The organism is Plantactinospora veratri (assembly GCF_036421995.1).
GTDB lineage: Bacteria > Actinomycetota > Actinomycetes > Mycobacteriales > Micromonosporaceae > Plantactinospora > Plantactinospora veratri.
In genome coordinates this window covers 55272-72443 of record NZ_JAZGQL010000027.1, presented here as the reverse complement: position 1 = coordinate 72443, position 17172 = coordinate 55272, and the positions used below count along the sequence as shown (strand labels likewise).

17 protein-coding genes are annotated in these 17172 nt (G+C 72.7%); 11 read left to right on the top strand and 6 right to left on the bottom strand.

Annotated elements, in window-relative coordinates; genetic code table 11:
• The first annotated feature begins 102 nt into the window (after nt 1-102).
• The gene (locus tag V1634_RS27380) at nt 103-942 is read left to right on the top strand and encodes a M55 family metallopeptidase (protein WP_331209098.1); all 840 of its coding nucleotides are present in this window, start codon (nt 103-105) and stop codon (nt 940-942) included.
• 26 nt (nt 943-968) lie between these two features.
• Here the strand turns inward: V1634_RS27380 and V1634_RS27375 are convergent, their stop codons facing one another.
• From V1634_RS27375 to V1634_RS27350, 6 genes are all read right to left on the bottom strand, one after another.
• Complete coding sequence (locus V1634_RS27375; RefSeq protein WP_331209099.1) at nt 969-1280, bottom strand: NIPSNAP family protein; 312 nt, start codon at nt 1278-1280, stop codon at nt 969-971.
• Between the two features lie 41 nt (nt 1281-1321).
• Entirely contained in the window at nt 1322-3826 is a 2505-nt protein-coding gene (locus V1634_RS27370) for a DUF4132 domain-containing protein (protein ID WP_331209100.1), read from the bottom strand.
• Between the two features lie 11 nt (nt 3827-3837).
• The gene (locus tag V1634_RS27365; protein ID WP_331209101.1) at nt 3838-4230 is read right to left on the bottom strand and encodes a hypothetical protein; all 393 of its coding nucleotides are present in this window, start codon (nt 4228-4230) and stop codon (nt 3838-3840) included.
• 67 nt (nt 4231-4297) lie between these two features.
• Nucleotides 4298-5047 carry an MBL fold metallo-hydrolase gene (locus tag V1634_RS27360; protein WP_331209102.1) on the bottom strand — a complete coding sequence of 250 codons (750 nt, stop codon included), beginning with the start codon at nt 5045-5047 and terminating at the stop codon, nt 4298-4300.
• A gap of 5 nt (nt 5048-5052) precedes the next feature.
• Nucleotides 5053-5448 (bottom strand): RidA family protein, encoded by a 396-nt coding sequence (locus tag V1634_RS27355; RefSeq protein ID WP_331209103.1) that lies wholly within the window; start codon nt 5446-5448, stop codon nt 5053-5055.
• Complete coding sequence (locus tag V1634_RS27350; protein WP_331209104.1) at nt 5445-6170, bottom strand: GntR family transcriptional regulator; 726 nt, start codon at nt 6168-6170, stop codon at nt 5445-5447. Before V1634_RS27350 ends, V1634_RS27355 begins: the two co-directional genes overlap by 4 nt.
• A 228-nt stretch (nt 6171-6398) precedes the next feature.
• On the opposite strand from V1634_RS27350, the gene V1634_RS27345 reads away from it, so the two are divergent.
• Genes V1634_RS27345 through V1634_RS27300 form a run of 10 tightly spaced genes read left to right on the top strand, consistent with a single transcriptional unit; the run spans nt 6399 to nt 17169 of the window.
• Complete coding sequence (locus V1634_RS27345; protein WP_331209105.1) at nt 6399-7721, top strand: ABC transporter substrate-binding protein; 1323 nt, start codon at nt 6399-6401, stop codon at nt 7719-7721.
• Nucleotides 7718-8680: a carbohydrate ABC transporter permease gene (locus V1634_RS27340; protein WP_331209106.1), complete on the top strand. Its 963-nt coding sequence runs from the start codon at nt 7718-7720 to the stop codon at nt 8678-8680. The genes V1634_RS27345 and V1634_RS27340 overlap by 4 nt, the downstream gene beginning before the upstream one ends.
• Complete coding sequence (locus tag V1634_RS27335) at nt 8677-9525, top strand: carbohydrate ABC transporter permease (protein ID WP_331209107.1); 849 nt, start codon at nt 8677-8679, stop codon at nt 9523-9525. Before V1634_RS27340 ends, V1634_RS27335 begins: the two co-directional genes overlap by 4 nt.
• Nucleotides 9522-10298 carry an SIS domain-containing protein gene (locus V1634_RS27330; RefSeq protein ID WP_331209108.1) on the top strand — a complete coding sequence of 259 codons (777 nt, stop codon included), beginning with the start codon at nt 9522-9524 and terminating at the stop codon, nt 10296-10298. The genes V1634_RS27335 and V1634_RS27330 overlap by 4 nt, the downstream gene beginning before the upstream one ends.
• Nucleotides 10299-10331: 33 nt before the next feature.
• Nucleotides 10332-11273, top strand: coding sequence for a sugar phosphate isomerase/epimerase family protein (locus V1634_RS27325; protein ID WP_101365630.1), 942 nt, complete (start codon nt 10332-10334; stop codon nt 11271-11273).
• Entirely contained in the window at nt 11270-12787 is a 1518-nt protein-coding gene (locus V1634_RS27320) for a xylulokinase (RefSeq protein ID WP_331209109.1), read from the top strand. Before V1634_RS27325 ends, V1634_RS27320 begins: the two co-directional genes overlap by 4 nt.
• Nucleotides 12784-13971, top strand: coding sequence for a M20 family metallopeptidase (locus V1634_RS27315; protein ID WP_331209110.1), 1188 nt, complete (start codon nt 12784-12786; stop codon nt 13969-13971). Before V1634_RS27320 ends, V1634_RS27315 begins: the two co-directional genes overlap by 4 nt.
• The gene (locus tag V1634_RS27310; protein WP_331210725.1) at nt 13968-14867 is read left to right on the top strand and encodes an IclR family transcriptional regulator; all 900 of its coding nucleotides are present in this window, start codon (nt 13968-13970) and stop codon (nt 14865-14867) included. Before V1634_RS27315 ends, V1634_RS27310 begins: the two co-directional genes overlap by 4 nt.
• Complete coding sequence (locus V1634_RS27305) at nt 14864-16135, top strand: pyridoxal-phosphate dependent enzyme (protein WP_331208377.1); 1272 nt, start codon at nt 14864-14866, stop codon at nt 16133-16135. Before V1634_RS27310 ends, V1634_RS27305 begins: the two co-directional genes overlap by 4 nt.
• Nucleotides 16132-17169, top strand: a complete 1038-nt coding sequence (locus V1634_RS27300; protein WP_331208376.1) for a Gfo/Idh/MocA family protein — start codon at nt 16132-16134, stop codon at nt 17167-17169. The genes V1634_RS27305 and V1634_RS27300 overlap by 4 nt, the downstream gene beginning before the upstream one ends.
• The last annotated feature ends 3 nt before the right edge of the window (nt 17170-17172 follow it).

The window sequence follows — 17172 nt, the reverse complement described above, 5'->3', positions numbered from 1 at the left end:
TCCCCGTCGACTGCGAAGACTCTACGAAGCCACGGCCCGGTCGGCTGGCGTGGTGGCACGGGGACGTCATGGTCGTCGACGCCACCTGACTACGGTGGTGTGATGGCGAACCGGCTGAAGGTGTTGATCTCCGCCGACCTGGAGGGTGTCTCCGGGATCGTGCATCCCACCGAGACGAACCCGGGCGGCTACGACTACGAGCGCGGACGGGCGCTGATGACGGCCGAGGTGAACGCGGCGATCGCCGGGGTGCTGGACGCCGAGCCGAGCGCCGAGGTCCGCGTCGCGGACTCGCACGGCCCGTTCCGCAACCTGCTGCCCGAGGAACTCGACCGGCGGGCCCGGCTGATCCGTGGCAAGCCGCGCCCGCTGGGCATGGTGGCCGGGCTCGAAGCCGGGGCGGACGCGCTGCTCTTCGTCGGGTACCACGCCCGCGCCGGTGCCGGGCCGGCCGTGCTCGGCCACACCATCAGCGACGCCGTACTCGACGTGCGGCTCGACGGAGGGTCGGTGGGCGAGATCGGGCTCAACGCCGCCGTGGCCGGCCACTACGGCGTACCGGTGGTGCTGCTCAGCGGCGACGACGCGGCCTGCGCCGAACTCCGGGACCTGGTGCCGGAGGTGGTCACCGTCGAGGTCAAACGGGCGCTGGGCCAGGCGGCGGCGGAGACGCTGCACCCCCAGGAGGCCCGGGACCGGATCCGCCGGGGTGCCGCCGAGGCGGTCCGGGGGCGCCAGCGGGTCCGCCCCGTGCCGACCCGCACTCCGGTACGGGTGGAGCTGGACCTGTACGGCCCGTACACCGTCGACCTGGCCACCCTGGTGCCCGGCGTCACCCGGGCGGCCGGTGGCCGTACGCTCGCCTTCACCGCGCAGGACATGGCCGAGGCGTACCGGCTGGTTCAACTCCTGGTGCAGCTCGCGCAGATCAAGCCCGGCTGACCGGTCCGGCCGTCGAGGGTCGGGGTTCAGTCGGTCGGCAGGAGCGGACGCATGAAGGTCCGCTCGTACCGCACGACACAACCGGATTCGTCGCGGATCCGGTCCGCCGCGACGAACTCCGGATCGACACCGAACCGCGCCCGGTAGCGTTCGTAGGCGGCCAGGCTCTCGAAGCTGAACAGGGCCTCGGCCCGGTCGCTGGCCCCCTCGGCGGGCAGGAAGTAACCGTGGTGCACACCTCCGTGCTCGGCCACGAGCCGCATCCACGCGCGGGCGAAGCGTTCGAACGCCTCGATCTGCGCGGGGTCGATGGTGTAGTGCACGACGCAGGTGATCACGGCACCCACCGTACGGGCCGACGCCGGATCGCGGCTGGCCGTCAGCGCCGGAGCTGCCCGGTGATGGTGGGGTCGGTGATCTGGGTGTCCTTCGCGAGCATCAGCGCCTTGCTGAGGATGACGGCGAGCACCCGGTCCCCCTCGAACGGCAGGAAGACGTCGCCGGTCGAGGAGCCGGCGGTCTGCTTCGGCACGATGCAGAGATATTGGTCGTTCGGGCTCATCAGGATGTTGCCCGAGCCGAGGTGGATCTTGTAGGTGCGCAGGTCGCCCCGGACCACCAGGAAACGGCCCTCCACCTGCGCCCGCTCGGCGACGGCCAACCGGGGGACGAGGCGTTCGAGCATCTCCCGACGGGTCTGCGCGGTGCCGCTGAGTTCGCCGAAGCTGTAGGACGCCCAGTATTCCCGGAACCGTCCGCCGGGCCCGCCGTCCTGCCAGGTCGGGTCGTTGCCGACGCTGGCGACGCCGACGAACAGGTCGACGTCGCGGAGAATCTCGCTGAGCACCAGCGGCGGAATCTCGGCCAGCGGCACCGGGTCGGTCGGCTGCGCGTCCTGGGACACCCACTGCTCGTAGCCGCCGCCACCGGCGTGCGCGTAGTGCTCGGGTGCGCCGATCGGATAGAACCGGACCTGGTCGGTGGCGATCCGCAGGTATGCCCCCGACTCGGTGGTGTCGTCCTGCCACTCGTCGCCGATGCCCTCGATCCAGAACTCCGCGCGCAGCCCCCACTGCGGCAACTCGCGGGTGGCCGGCTCGTACGCGTCGTCGACCATCATCCGCAGCCTGTTGCGCCAGCCCCGGGCCGCGGCCAGGGCGTGGAACTGGTGCTGGCGCAGCACGTGCGCGGCGTACCGGTTGGAATAGACCCGGGTGTTCTCCTCGGCGGCGGTCAGCAGGTAGACCTCGCGGTGTGCCTGCTTGAACGGCTGGGTGACCCGGTGGGTCTCCAGCCAGGCGCGCCAGGCGAGCACCTCGGCCACCTCGCGGCCGATCGGGTGCCAGAGCCGGACCGTCTCGCCGGCCACGATCTCCTTCTCCTCGTGGGTGCGCAGGGCACCGTCGGCGAAGGCACACGGCACGTCGTCGACGAGCCAGATCAGCCGGCGGGCCAGCGTACCGACCAGTGGGTGGTCGAGGTAGCGGGCGCGCCAGGCGCCGAACGGCCAGACCCGCTGGGCGAGAAGCTGGCGGTCGAGGCGTTCCGCCTGGGCGGAGAGCATCTTCTCGACGTCCTTGACGGCGGCTTTGAAATCGGCGAGTTCCTCGGGGTGGGCGGACCGCACCGAGGCCGGTACCGCCTTGACGGTCTTTCCGGCGGCGTTGCGCCAGGTGACCGTGACCGTCCCGGAGGTGGCGTCCAGGGTCGCCGAGGCGTCGCCGAAGTGCGCGACGCGCACCCCCACCTCGGTCAGCCCGTACGCCGGCACGGCGAGTTCCTCGACCTCGTCCCGGGTCAACCCCAGCGCCGCCGCCCGGGCGTCGAGTGCCGAGTTCAGCTCCTTGAGGGTGCCCTTGAAGGTGACCCGGGCGGCGAGCCGGGCGATCTGGGCGAGCGCCTCCTCGGTCGGAATCCGCGACAGCGCGTGGACCGCCGCGTTGGCGATCTTTGGGCTGCGCGGGCCGAGCCCGGCGACCTTGCGCAGCGACGTCTCGACGAGCGCGCCGAGCAGCCGCGCGGTCTCGGGGTGCTCGGGCAGGAAGGAGAGCAGCCAGACCAGTCCACGCAGCGGCGTCGTGTTGAACTGGTCGAAGGACTCGTTGACGTCGTGTTCCCACTGGGTGCGGTTGAGCCGGAGGGTGCGCGGCTGCCCGACCAGCGCGAGCCAGCGCCGTAGCCGGGCACCGGGCTCGGCCAGCCCGTCGAGCAGTTCGCGGGCCGCCGCCTCCCATTTCTGCGACGGTCTGGCGCTCGTCGCGGTCGCCGCGCGCCGGAACAGCACGTGCCAGCGACGGGCCTGGTCCGCCTCGAGCGAGGCGACGTCGGCGAGGGCGCGGTCGGCCCACGCCTCGCCGGGGTTGAGCGCCGGTGCGTCGAGCTTGTCGAGCAGCGGCTTGAGCGCGTCGGCCGAGCCCCAGTAGCCGTGCGCGACGGTCCGGCGCATCACGGCGACGACCTCCGGCGGCAGCGACCGCCCGGTTTCGCGCAGGAGTTCGGCCATCTGCCGCAGCTCGTCGCCACCGAAGAAGGCGGTGTGCCGGGCGGCGAAGGCGAGCGCGACGGCGGCCGATTCCGGGCTGTCGATCTTGCCGTAGGGCTTGACCAGGATCTTCAACAGCTCGTTGGTGACCCGGCGCTGCTCGGCTTCGCTGACCAGGCAGCAACGGTCGAGGATCGCCATCAGCAGCTCGGGCTTGCGCTCGGGCGCGACGAGACCGAGCGCGTCGGTGACGTGCCGGCTCTCCCTGCCCCAGTCGCCGGTGTAGCCGGCGGTGTAGGCCATGGTCTCGTCAACGAGGCCCTCGACGTCACCGCGCCGGGCCAGCTCCGCCATCCGTTCGCCGGCTTCGGTCGCCGGCCGGTCCGGTCCGCAGTGGAGCATCGGCACCGGCATCAGCCACCGACCAGCGGTACGAGCTTGAGGAAGGTGATCCGGGTGCCCCGGGCCAGCTCCACCACCGCGTCCAGCTCGTCGACCTGCCGGTCGTCGACGAGGACGATGAAACCGTTGCGGGAGAACGCCTCCAGCGCACGATCGGCCTGCTCGTCCGGGTCGATCCGCCGGGGCTGCCGGAGCTTGAAACCGTTGAGCGTCCGCTCGGTGTCGGTCGGCTGCACCAGACCCCGGAAGAGGTCGCCGCCCTTCGCGTTGTGCTCGGCGACCTCCTGGAAGACGCGTCGCCGGATCACCTCCCGCAGCGGCAGGCGCTCCTCGAAGATCTCCAGGTGCCATGCGGCGCCGCGCTCGCCCGCGGTCGTCTCGTCGACGAAACTCACCATCGCCATGGCGCCGCAGTCTAGGGCCGCCCACCGACAGCGTGTCGGCGGTGCGGCCCACCGGAGCACCGGACGGTCAGGAGGTAAGGACGTTCGGCGGCGGGACGAGGCGCCGGAAGGACTCGGCCGCCCGGGCGATCTCCACCCCGGCGCCGGTCAGCACCGGCTCGCCGTGGCCGGGGAGCAGTACGTCGACCCGGTGCCCGGCGAGTGCGACCACCGTCTCGGCGTACCGGTCGAGCCGGCAGTCGTGGATCGCCTGCATGCTCACCCGCCCACCGGCGAAGAGGCAGTCCCCGCTGAACAGGATGGTGCGGCCGGCGCGCCGCAGCAGTACGACGAGGTGGCCGTCGCAGTGCCCGGGTGCGTCGACGATCCGGATGTCGAGGTCGCCGGCCCGGACGACGTCACCGCCGGCCAGCACCCGGTCCACCGTGGCCGGCGCGAGCCGGTAGTCGGACGGGTAGACCCCGGCCGCCCGGGCCACCGCCAGGGAACTGCGCGACTCGTCGGCGGTGGCGAGCGCGGCCGAGGTCTCGGCGCTGGCCAGCAGGGGCAGCCCGGCGGCCCGCGCGGCGGCGGCGCCGCCGGCGTGGTCGGCGTGGTAGTGCGTGACGACGACGCCGGCCAGGGCGGCCGGGTCGCAGACCTCGGCGACGGCGGCCAGCCAGGCCCGCGCACCCAGGCCGGTCCCGGTGTCGACCAGTACGCCGCCCGTGCCGTCCCAGATCAGGTAGCAGTGGCAGTCGTGCGGGTCGGTGCGGGCGTCGGGATGGCTGCCGCTGCCGACCAGCCAGACGGAGTCGACCAGGGGGACGGCGCCCATCGTGCTCAGCTCGCCCGCGTCGGGTCGCGGCGTACGGCCACGACGTCGATCTCGACCAGGATCCCGGCGAGGGTGCTGCCGACGGTGGTCCGTACCGGGTAGGGCGGCCGGAAGCGCCTGGCGTACACCTCGTTGTAGGCGGCGAAGTCCCGGTCGAGGTGTTGCAGGTGCACGGTCGCCTTCACGACGTCGCCGAGGCCCAGTCCGACGGTGCGCAGCGCGTCCTCGACGTTGTCGAGCACCTGCTCGGTCTGCGCGGTGATCCCCTCCGGTACGACGCCGGTGGCCGGGTTCTGCGGTCCGAAGCCGGCGGTCCAGACCAGCGTGCCGGTGTCGACGACGTGACTGTAGGGTCCGGCCGGTTCGGGCAGGTCGGGGCTGGTGTGGGCGGTCCAGGTCACTTGGCGGTCTCCCTCGGTTCGCTGCTGGGGCGGTGCAGGTCGGACATGACCTCGTAGCGGTCGTGGCGGTAACGGGACCGGGAACGCTGCGCCGGGCGGCGGTTGGTGTCGTAGAAGACGTCGACGATCTCCAGTGCCGGGGCGTGTTCCGGCAGGCCGAGCAGTTGGGCGTCGCGTGACGGTGCGGGTACGGCGCGTACCCGGCGTCGGGCCGCCGCGACCACCACGCCGGCCCGGGCCAGCACCTCGTGCAGCGACCCCTCCAGTTCGGCGGCTTCCAGGATGCGCTGGAACCGGGCCGGCAGGTGGGCGTCCTCCAGGCACATCGGCTCGTCGTCGGCGAAGCGGAGCCGTTCCAGCCGGATCACCGGGCTCTCCACCTCGACCCCGAGGTCGAGGGCGACCTCGGGGGAGGCGGCGACCTCCTCGATCGCCACGAGGCGGCTGCTCGGCCGCAGCCCCCGGGAACGCATGTCCTCGGTGAAGGAGGAGAGGTTGGGGCCCATGGCCACGGTGGGCCGGCGGACGAACGTGCCGAGGCCGGGAACGCGTTCCACCCGTCCGTCGGTGGCCAATGCGTCGAGCGCCTGCCGGACCGTCATCCGGCTGACCTCGAAGCGCACGGCGAGATCCTTCTCCGAGGGCAGCCGGGACCCGACCGGCAGGTTCCGGCACTGCTCGCGGAGAGCGTTCGTGATCGCGACGTGTTTCGGCGTTGACATGAAGTGAGCATCCCGTATCTCCGGCTGGCGGCCGTACCCGGCCAGGTCGGGTCCAGACCCGGTTCTCCCTTGCTCTTGACTGGTCTAGACCGCCTCGGTATGGTCCGGAACATTATTCCAACACCGCTCGGTCCGTCTAGTCCGCAGCGTCGTCGTCAGCCGCACGAAGAGTCGTGACGATCCGGAAGCTCGCGGAACACCTGAAGGCCGTGAGAGGAGTACCAGCTCATGAGGTACGGGAAGGTCAAGCGGCTGACCGCTGTGGCCGTGGCCGCGGTGGTCGGGCTCTCGGCCGCCGCGTGCGGCGGTTCGAGTGGGCCAGCCGGTGACGACAAGACACTGATCCTGTGGCACATGGAACAGCCACCGAACCGGGTCGAGGGGTTCCAGAAACTGATCGACGGCTACAACGCCACGAACCCGGAATACAAGGTCCAGGCGCAGGTCCAGGACTGGAACCAGATCTACACGAAGATCTCGGGCGCGGTGCAGTCGAAGACGCAGCCCGACATCCTCTTCACCATCCCCGACTTCACCACCTACGTACGCCCGCTCGGCGCGGTCCGGCCGGTGACCTCGCTGGTGGAGGAACTCGACAAGGCACACACCTTCGGCGAGGCGGCCAAGGCACCCTACCGGGACGACGACCAGTACTGGGCCGTCCCGCTCTACGGCATGGTGCAGATGCTCTGGTACCGCAAGGACCTGCTGGCCAAGGCCGGCATCAACGAACCGCCGAAGACCACCAGCGAACTGCTGGCGGACGCCCAGAAGCTCACCCAGGGCAACCAGAAGGGGATCGCGCTGCCGGCCGGCAAGAACCTCGCCACCGACCAGGTGCTCTACAGCCTGATGCTGACCAGCGGGGCCGGGAACTTCTTCACCCCCACCGGTGAGATCAACTTCAACACCCCGGAAACCGTCCGGGCCCTCACCCTCTACCGGGACCTGCTCAAGCAGTCGCCGTCGGACAGCGGCAACTACTCCTGGGGCGAGCCGCAGGCGGCGTTCAACAGCGGCGCGGCGGCGATGGCGATCGAGAAGGGGCAGTACCTGGCGCCGTTCGAGTCCGAGTCGGGCCGTCCGGCGAGCGACCTGGGCTGCGCCCCGATCCCGGTCGCGGACTCCGGCGGCAAGCCGGGCAGCATCTACTACTCCAACGCCGCCATGGTGATGTCGGGCGACGACGCCAAGGCCGCCGGTGCGGAGGCGTTCCTGAAGTACGTCCTCCAGCCGGAGAACTACGGCACCCTGCTCAACTCCGAGCCGGGCCTGTTCCTGCCGCTGACCGCCGACGGTGCCACCGCCGAGTCCTGGACCAGCAACGAGGTCATCCAGAAGTACCGGGGCTGCGTCGACGCCATGCTCGAACAGTCGAAGACCGGTGCCCTGTTCGGTTTCGTCGACGGCCAGTACGTCGACTCCGTCGGCAAGATCTCCGGGCAGAACATCCTGGCCCAGGTCGTGCAGCGGATGTACAGCAGCGGAGAGTCGCCGGAGGCGGCGGCCAAGTGGGGTGACGAGCAGATGCGTGCGGCGGTCGCCAAGTGAGCAGCCGCAGCGCGGCGCCGGGTACCGGGGAGGTCATCCCCGGTACCCGGGCGGCCGGGCGGCCGGCGACGGCCGCCCGCCGTCGCCGGCCCTGGCACACGCACCTGCTCGGGTACGGCCTCGTCGCGCCGCTGGTGCTGCTCATGCTCGGCGTGATCGGCTATCCGCTGCTGAACACGGTGCTGCTCAGCCTCCAGGACCAGGGCGTCGTCGGCAGCAGCTCGAACTTCGTCGGCCTCGACAACTACACCGAGGCGTTCGGCGACGGCGCGTTCTGGGCCTCGATCGGGCGGTCCGGAATCTGGCTGGCCGGCAACCTGCTGGTGCAGACCCTCATCGCCTTCGGCACCGCGCTGCTGATCGGCCGGTCCGGGCGCTGGGCCCGGGCCTCCCGGACCTGGGTGCTCATCCCCTGGGTGATCCCGACCGTCGCGGTCGCGGTCATCTGGCAGTGGCTGAGCAACAGCAACTACGGCATCGTGCCGAAGCTCGCCGCCGCGGTCGGGATCGACGGGCTGGGCAGCCCGTTCGGGGACAGCGCGCTGGCGATGCCGGCGCTGATCCTGATGAACAGCTGGCACTGGTTCCCGCTCGGCGCGGTCGTCATCTTCGGCGCGCTGCGGACGATCCCCGGCGAGATCTACGAGGCCGCCCGGGTGGACGGCGCCGACGCCTGGCGGATCTTCTGGCGGATCACCTTCCCGCTGCTCCAGCCGGTGCTCTTCGCGCTCGGGCTGGTCGGGTCGCTCTGGTCGTTCAACATCGTCGACTCGATCTACCTGGTCACCAAGGGCGGGCCCGCCGACGCGACGACGACGGCCCCGATCTTCATCTACAACAAGGCCTTCAACCAGTTCCAGGCGAGCGACGCCGCCGCCGTCAGCGTGATCACGATCATCCTGCTGGCCGCCCTCGCCTTCTTCTACATCCGCGTCGCGAAGCCGAAGGAGGACTCGTGACATCCGCGCCGCCGGTGACGTCCCGGCTGTCCTGGGCGCGGCTGCCGCGCCTCGTCACCTGGACCGTGCTCACCGCCATCGTGCTCGGCCCGCTCTACTGGATCACGATCTCGGCGTTCAAGGACCGTGAGGAGATCCTGCGTACGACGCCGACGCTGATTCCGACCAACCCGACCCTGGACAACTTCCGGCAGCTCTTCACCGCGACGGACTATCCGAGCTATCTCACCAACAGCTTCGTCATCGCGCTCTCCACCGCGCTCTGCACCGTACTGGTGTCGTTCGCGGCGGCGTACGGGCTCTACCGGCTGCGCATTCCGGGCGGCAACAAGCTGGCCGGGGCGATCCTGGTGGCGTACATGATCCCCGGGACGCTGCTGCTGGTGCCGCTCTACCAGGCGTTCGCGGCGGTGGAGCTGATCGACACCAGGAACGCGCTGGTGATCGTGAACGTCGCGTTCACCGCACCGTTCTGCACCTGGCTGCTGCGCGGCTTCTTCTTCGCGATCCCCCGGGACATCGACGAGGCCGCCGCCGTCGACGGGGCCGGCCCGGTCCGGATGATGCTGCGGATCGTCCTGCCGCTGCTCGCGCCGGGCATCTCGACCGTCGCCGTCTACGCCTTCGTCTTCTCCTGGACCGAGTTCGTGTTCGCCTCGCAGCTCATCGTCAGCGACCAGCTCAAGACCCTGCCGATCGGGCTGAGCGCGATCATGGGCCAGTACACCGTGAACTGGGGGCTGCTGATGGCCGGTACGGTCTGCACGGTCATTCCCGCGATCGTCCCGTTCCTCTTCGCCGGCCGCTACTTCGTCGGCGGCCTGACCGCGGGAGCGGTCAAGTGAGCGGCACGGCGCCCGCCGGGGGCGCGGCGTGGTCGGCACAGGAGGTCACCGCCGCCGGGTACGCGGCCCGCGTGCAGGAGGTCCTCGGCCGCGCCCTGGCCGAGGAACTGCCGGCGGTGCGACGGGCCGCGGAACTGGTCGCCCGGTCGTGGGCCGCGAAGGGCCTCTTCTACGTCTTCGGCAGCGGACATTCGCACATCTTCGGCGAGGAGGCGTTCTACCGGGCCGGCGGCGCGGTACGGGTCTGCCCGATCCTCAAGCCCGCGCACATGCTGCACGAGGGCGCGGTACGCAGCACCGTGCTGGAACGGGAGCACGGGCACGCCGAAGCGGTGCTGGCGGGGTACCGGCTCGACGGCGACCGCGACGTCCTGCTGGTCGTCTCCAACTCGGGCGCGAACCCGCTGCCCGTCGAGGTCGCCCGGGCCGCGAAGGCGCGCGGCCTGCCGCTGATCGCGATCACCTCCCGCCGGTACGCCTCGGCGATCTCCCGGCCCGGTCCACGGCTGCACGACATCGCCGACGTGGTCGTCGACAACCACTGCCCGCCCGGCGACGCGCTCGTCGAGCTGGGCCCCGGGCTGCCGTCCGCCGGCCCGTCGTCCAGTGTGGTCGGTCTGGCCCTGCTCGACGCGATCATCGTCGAGGCGCTCGGCATCCAGATCCGGCGCGGCGAGACGCCGGAGGTCTTCATGAGCGCGAACATGCCCGGCGCCGCCGAGCACAACAGCGAGGCCGCGCGGCGGATGTCCGACATCGTCCCGCACCTGTAGCCCGTCGCACACCTGAGGAAGGGAAGAGACCCGGTGAAGATCAGTTTTGAGGTCTGGCCGAACATGCCCTGGGGCCGGCTGGAGGCCGCCGGCCCGGCCTGGAACTCCTGGGGGGACAAGCCGGCGACCTGGTGCGTGGAGCAGACCGCGAAGTACGGCTACGACGGTGTCGACTTCATCTTCGCGAAGCTGCTGGAGGCGCCGAAGGCCGAGTACGACCAGCAGTTGCGGGACGTGCGGGCCACGGCGGAGCGGGTCGGCATCGACATCGGCTACCTCGGCCACCACACCACGTTCGTCAGCCCCCGGGAGTTCGACCGGGAGCGCGGCATCGAGTCGTTCAAGAAGGCCCTCGACGCGGCGGCCGTACTCGGCGCGAAGTCGGTCTGCACGCTGATCGGCGACGGCTACTACGACCCGCCGCTGAACGTCCTGCTCAGCCGCAAGGACGCCTGGCGGCAGTGCCGGGAGGCGATCACCGAGGTGGCGGCGCACGCGTCGACGCTCGGGCTCAACGTCAGCATCGAACTGTTGCAGGGCACCATCCTCAACCGGGTCGAGCTGATCGAGCGGATGTTCGACGAGGTCGGCGCGAGCAACCTGCGGATGACGATGGACACCGGGGCCTTCTACGTCGCGGTGAAGCCGTTCATGAACGTCAAGCAGGCGATCAAGCGGCTCGGCCCGTACATCGACATCGTGCAGATCAAGGACGAGGTCGGGCTGCCGACGATCGTGCACTGCAACCACATCTGGTTCGGCGGCGGGCTGGTCGACTTCCGGGAGACGTACGAGGCGCTCGCGGAGATCAACTTCGACGGGTACGTCAGCGTCGAGTGGGAGGGCTGGCAGGTCGGCGGCAACATCGGCGTCGGCGAGCCGGCCGGGGTGGGGCTCGCCGACTTCGACCGGGTCGCGGAGGAGTCCCTCGAATACCTGATGGAGTTCGGCTTCGTCCCCCGGCGCAGCCGTTGACCGGCGCCGTACCGGGCAACGCCCTGCTGGTCGGCATCGACCTGGGTACCACCGGGGTGAAGGTGGTGGCCGTCGACGCCGCGACCGGCGCCACGGCGGCCCGGTCCTACCGGGACTACCCGTCGGACACCGGCCGGCCGGGCCGGCACGAGCAGGACCCGGCCGACTGGTGGCGCGCGGCGGCCGGCGCGGTCCGGGAGGCGCTCGCCGACCTCGACCCCGGCGCGGTGGCCGGGGTCGGGCTGAGCGGCCACATGCACGCGGTGGCGCTCTTCGACGACCGGGACCGTCCGGTACGGCCGGCGATGACCTGGGCGGACCGGCGGGCCGTCGCCGAGGTGCGGGACCTGCGCGAGCGCGGGGACCTCTTCGGCGAGCTGACCGGCAACCCGGTGGTCGAGGCGTTCAGCGCCCCCAAGCTCGCCTGGCTGGTCCGGCACGAACCCGAGGCGGTACGCCGGGCCGTCCGGATGGTCCAGCCGAAGGACGTGCTGCGGCACCACCTCACCGGCGACTGGGGCACCGACCCCACCGACGCGGCCGGCACCCTGCTCTACGACGTGGGTCGGCGCCGGTGGGAGCCCCGGTTGTGGGCCAGTTGCGGGGCAGACGAGCGGCTGGCGCCCCGGGTGCAGGGCTCGGCGGAGATCGTCGGGACGGTCCGACCCGAGGCGGCCGAGGCGACCGGACTGCCCGCCGGTACCCCGGTGGTGGCCGGCGGCGGCGACGTCTCCTGCGCCGCGCTCGGTGCCGGGGCGGTCGCCGACGGCCGGGTCTACGTCAACGTCGGCACGGCCGCCCAGATCGTCACCCCGGTAGCCGAGCCGCGGGCCGGCGTCGACCGGTTCGTCTTCGCCCGGGCCGGCGAGGACGGCTTCCTCGGCATGGTCTCCTCGTACGCGGCCGGACTGGCGATCCGCTGGGCCGAGCGGAACCTGCTCGCCGGTGGCGCCCCGGAGGTGCCGGACGGCACGGCGGACCGGCTGGCCCGGGAGAGCCGCCCCGGCGCCGCAGGACTGACCTTCCTGCCGTACCTGCTCGGCGCCAGCGCCCCGATCCACGACCCGGCGGTCCGGGCCGCGCTGCTCGGTGCCGCTCCGGAACACGGACCCGCCGACATCGCCCGGGCCGCGCTGGAGGGCGTCGCGTACGCCTGTGCGGCGGCCGTGGCGCAACTCCTCGACGGCGCCGGTGCCGCGACCGAGATCCGGGTCGGCGGCGGGGTGACCCGCTCGCAGGTCTGGTGCGAGGCGTTCGCCGCCGCCTGCGACGCGCCGGTACGACGGCTCGGCCAGGACGCCTCGCCACGTGGCGCCGTCGCGCTGGCCGGGATCGGCGCCGGGATCTGGCCGGACGTCGCCGCCGCCTGCGCGGTGCTCGACGACAGCGCGCCGCTGACCGCCCCGGACGAGCACCGTGCCGCCTACCGGCAGGCCCGGCACCGCTACACCGCCGCCTCGGCGGCCGTCGCCGAACTGCACCGCGACCCGGCCCTCACCGGTGGTGCCGCATGATCGGGCGGATCGACCCGGAAGCGGTGCTGGCGGAGGCCGCCCGGCTGATCGCGATCGAGGGCCACCAGGACCATCCCGGGCAGGAGCGCGCGGTCGCCGACTACCTCGCCGACCGGCTGCGCGGCTGCGGCGCCGAGGTGCGGCTGCAACCGGTGCGGGGCGACCGGGCGAACGTGATCGCCCGGGTACCCGGCACCCGCCCCGGCCCGACCCTGATGCTCAACGCCCACCTGGACACCGTGCCGCCGTACGGCATGCCGGACGCGCTGCGGCCCAGGGTCGCCGACGGCCGGCTCTGGGGCCGGGGCGCCGTCGACATGAAGGGCGCGCTCGCGGCGATGATCGCCGTCGTCGAGCTGCTCGCCGCCCCGGACGTCACGTTCGACGGCGAACTGCTGCTGACCGGGGTGGCCGGGGAGGAGAACGGCAGCCCGGGAATGCGGGCGCTGGTGGAGGCCGGCGTACGCGCCGACTTCGCGATCGTCGGCGAGCCGACGATGCTGCGGGTCGGGCGGGCGCACAAGGGCGCGATGTGGGCGCAGGCGACGTTCCGGGGCGTCGCCACGCACGGCAGCGTGCCGCAGGACGGGGTCAACGCCGTCTACCACGCGGCCCGGTTCATCGCGGCGGTCGAGCGGGACCTGGTACCCCGGCTCGACCGGCGCCGTCATCCGCTGCTCGGGCCCGCGACCGTCAACGTCGGGGTGGTGGCCGGTGGCGACCGCCCGCCGATGGTTCCCGCCTCCTGCGTCGTGCAACTCGACCGCCGGTGGCTGCCGTCGGAGCGGCACGACGAGATACTCGCCGAGCTGCGCGAGGTCGTGGCGGAGCTGCGCCGGGCGGACTCCCGGGTGGACGCGACGGTCGAGGAGATGGCCGGTACGTCGACCTTCGTGCACGCCCCGCTGGACTGCCCGCCCGACGACCCGCACCTGCGGATGCTCTGCGCCGTCGCCGCCGACCCCGAGCCGGTCGGGTTGCAGTTCTGGACCGATGCCGCGCTGCTCGCCGCCACCGGCACTCCGGCGGCGGTCTGCGGACCGGGCGACATCGCCCAGGCACACTCCCTGGCCGAGTGGGTGCTCGTCGACCAGCTACGCGGCGCGGCCGAGGTCTACTGTGCTATGGCGCAGCGGATGCTGTCGGTGCGCCCGCTGGAGACCGACGCCGGGATGAGGGCATGAAGATGGTCAACAACGAGCGGAAACCCGACGGTCTGCGGGCGGTCGAACGGACCGTGGCGGTGCTGGCGGCGCTGGCGGAGAGCCCCTCGGGGGCGTCGCTGACCGAACTCGTCAAGGCGACCGAGATTCCGGCCACCACCCTGCACCGGATGCTCGGTGTGCTGCGCGGCACCGCGCTGGTCCGGGAGACCGCCGACGGCCGGTACGCGCTGGCCGCCGGCACGATGACGCTGGCCCGCTCCTATCTGGACGGGCTCGACCTGCGGCAGGAGGCGCTGGGGGTGATGCGGCCGCTCTCGGCGCTTACCGGCGAGACCTGCCACCTCGGCGTACTCGCCCTGGTGCACGTCGTCTACATCGAGAAGATCGACAGTCCGTCCCGGGTCCGGATGCACAGCCGGGTCGGCCAGACCAACCCGGCGCTGACCACCGCGATCGGCCGGGCCATCCTCGCCCACTCACCGGCGCACGTCGTGGACGAGGTGGTCGACGCGCACCAGCGGCTCTCCGGCGAACGGCTGGACCGTGCCGAGGTCGACGCGCTGCTGGCCGGGGTACGGGTCGACGGCTACGCCCGGGACATCCAGGAGAGCGAACTCGGCATCTGCTGCGTCGCGGCCCCGGTCTTCGACCACACCGGCCACGTCGTCGCCGGGCTGAGCATCTCGGCCCCGGCGACCCGGTTCGACGCCGGGGCCGCCGGCCGGCTCGGCCCGCAGGTCCGGGCGGCCGCGGCGGACCTCTCCGGCCAGCTCGGCTGGCCGGGTGCACCGACCCAGGCCACCGCCGACCCGCAGGCCGACCCGGCCGACCGGACCCCGCAACCGCGTCCGGCACCGGCGGAGCCACCGTCGGCGCCAGCGGAGTCACCGTCGACACCGGTGGCGGCACCATGAGGGACTTCACCGTCGGCTGTCTCCGGTGTGACCGGAGCACCGGCTTTCCCGCCTACCGCTGCCCGGCCTGCGGATCGCCGCTGGTGCTGGAGCTGGCCCCGGTCTCCGCCGCCGCCTGCCGGCCCGGCTCCGGGAGCGGACTGTGGCGGTACGCCGGGATGCTGCCCCGGGCCGGGCACGCCGTCACCCTCGGCGAGGGTGCGACGCCCCTGCTGCCGTTGCGGCTCGACGGTGTCGACGCGCACGTCAAGCTCGAGTCGCTCAACCCGTCGCTCTCGTTCAAGGACCGGGCGATGGCGCTGGCCGCCTCCGCCGCGCTGGACCGGGGACTGGAGGGTCTGGTCCTCGCCTCGACCGGCAACGCCGCCGTCTCGGCCGCCAGCTACGCGGCGGCGGCGGGACTGCGCTGCCGGGTCTTCTGCGCCACCGGCTCGAACGCGGGGGCGAAGGTGCAGACCGCCCGGGCGCACGGTGCGGAGGTGGAGCTGGTCGACGGCCACTACAGCGACGCGTACGCCGCGGCGACCCGCGCCGAGCACGAGGGCTGGCTCAACGTCACCACCACGTACCGGAACCCGCTGCTGACCGAGGCGTACCGGCCGATCGCGGCCGAACTCGTCGAGGATCTCGGCGGCGTACCCGAGGTGGTGGTGGTACCGGTCGGGGCGGGTCCGCTGCTGCGCGGCATCTGGCTCGGCTTCACCGACCTGCGGGACGCGGGCGTGACGGCCGGCCTGCCCCGGATGGTCGGGGTGCAGGCCGAGGCGTGTGCGCCCCTGGTCCGCGCCTGGGGCTCGGCGGACTGGGAGTCGTCGCTGCGCGAGCCGCTCGCGGTCGCCCCGACCGCCGCGACCGCGATCGCCGACGCGCTGCGCGGCTACGAGGACGAGGGCCTGCTCACCCTGGCCGCCGTCCGGGACAGTGCCGGCGCCCTCGTCGCCGTCGACGAACCGGCGATCGCCGAGGCGGGTCGCGCGCTCGCCCGCCGAGGGCTCTTCGTGGAGCCGGCGGCGGCCGCCGCCGTGGCGGCCCTGCACGGTTCCGCCGTTCCGGCGGGGTCGCGGGCCGTCGCGGTGCTCACCGGGCACGGCGCGAAGGAGCCGTCCACCCTCGACCTGCTCACCGGCCCCGGCCCAGGCGATCCGGCCGGGTCCACCGGCCCCGGCCCGGCCGGTCCGACCGGCCGCAGCGAAGGCGCCGCCGCTGCTGGAAGCCCTGGTTCCGGCGCGCACGAACCGTCCAGCACCATCCTCGGGAGGAAGCCATGACCGGACCGACCGTCGCCATCGCCGGTGTGGGCCGGTTCGGCGCCCTGCACGCCCGGGTCTGGACCGAGGCCGGCGCCCGGCTCGTCGGCCTGGCCGACCCGGACCCCGGTCGGCTCGCCGAGGTGGCCCGGGCGCACCGGGTGGAGGAGACCGGGAGCGACCTCGCCGCGCTGCTCGACCGGATCCACCCGGACGTCGTGGTGATCGCCTCCGACGAGGCGTCACACGTCGGGCTGGCCCTGACCGCCCTGGAGGCGGGGAGCCATGTCTTCGTCGAGAAGCCGCTGGCCCTGTCGAGCGTGGACGCGTGGCGGGTGGCCGACACCGCCGCCGCGCACCAGCGGCAGGTCGTGGCGGGCCACATCTCCCGGTTCACCGCGCCGATGGCCCGGATGCGGGCCGGCGTCGAGCGGGGCGCGGTCGGCACACCCTGCGCGCTGCGGCTGCGCCGGGACTTCAGCCGCGCCTGGTTCCTCAGCTTCGGCGACCGGGTGCATCCGGTCTGGGAATCCTGCATCCACGACATCGACCTGGCGATCTCGTTCGCCCGTACCCCGGTACGCCGAGTGACGGCGATGTGCAGCGGTGCGGCCGGCGACGCGGCGCCCAGTGTGGTCAGTGCCCTTCTCGAGTTCGACAACGGGGTGATCGCGACGGTGGAGTCCGCCTGGCTGGTGCCGGCGGCCGCCCCGGGCACCCTGGACGACGGCCCGTTGACCCTGGACGGCGCCATCGTCGGCGAGGTCGAGGTGCTCGGCCTGGACGGGATTCTCAAGGCTCGGCTGGTCAGCGACGCGCTGGTGGAGTGGACCCCGGCCGGGGTCCAGGTTCCGGACCTGTCGCTCTGGCCGGAGGAGGACGGCGTGGTCGGCGGGGCGTTGCGCCGCGAGGTGGGGTACGCCCTGGCGGTCTTCGCGGGCCGGCGCGAGCCCGACGTGATGCCGGTCGAGGAGGCGTGCTGGGGTGTGGCGGCGGCCGAGGCGGTCGTCGAGTCGCTGCGTACCGGCGGCCCGGTGGAGCCTGCCCGGCGCTGACCG

Coding starts and splice junctions, on each gene's coding strand:
- V1634_RS27380 (WP_331209098.1), top strand. CDS start 103: ATGGCGAACCGGCTGAAGGTGTTGATCTCCGCCGACCTGGAGGGTGTC.
- V1634_RS27370 (WP_331209100.1), bottom strand. CDS start 3,826: ATGCTCCACTGCGGACCGGACCGGCCGGCGACCGAAGCCGGCGAACGG.
- V1634_RS27365 (WP_331209101.1), bottom strand. CDS start 4,230: ATGGCGATGGTGAGTTTCGTCGACGAGACGACCGCGGGCGAGCGCGGC.
- V1634_RS27360 (WP_331209102.1), bottom strand. CDS start 5,047: ATGGGCGCCGTCCCCCTGGTCGACTCCGTCTGGCTGGTCGGCAGCGGC.
- V1634_RS27350 (WP_331209104.1), bottom strand. CDS start 6,170: ATGTCAACGCCGAAACACGTCGCGATCACGAACGCTCTCCGCGAGCAG.
- V1634_RS27345 (WP_331209105.1), top strand. CDS start 6,399: ATGAGGTACGGGAAGGTCAAGCGGCTGACCGCTGTGGCCGTGGCCGCG.
- V1634_RS27315 (WP_331209110.1), top strand. CDS start 12,784: ATGATCGGGCGGATCGACCCGGAAGCGGTGCTGGCGGAGGCCGCCCGG.
- V1634_RS27310 (WP_331210725.1), top strand. CDS start 13,968: ATGAAGATGGTCAACAACGAGCGGAAACCCGACGGTCTGCGGGCGGTC.
- V1634_RS27305 (WP_331208377.1), top strand. CDS start 14,864: ATGAGGGACTTCACCGTCGGCTGTCTCCGGTGTGACCGGAGCACCGGC.
- V1634_RS27300 (WP_331208376.1), top strand. CDS start 16,132: ATGACCGGACCGACCGTCGCCATCGCCGGTGTGGGCCGGTTCGGCGCC.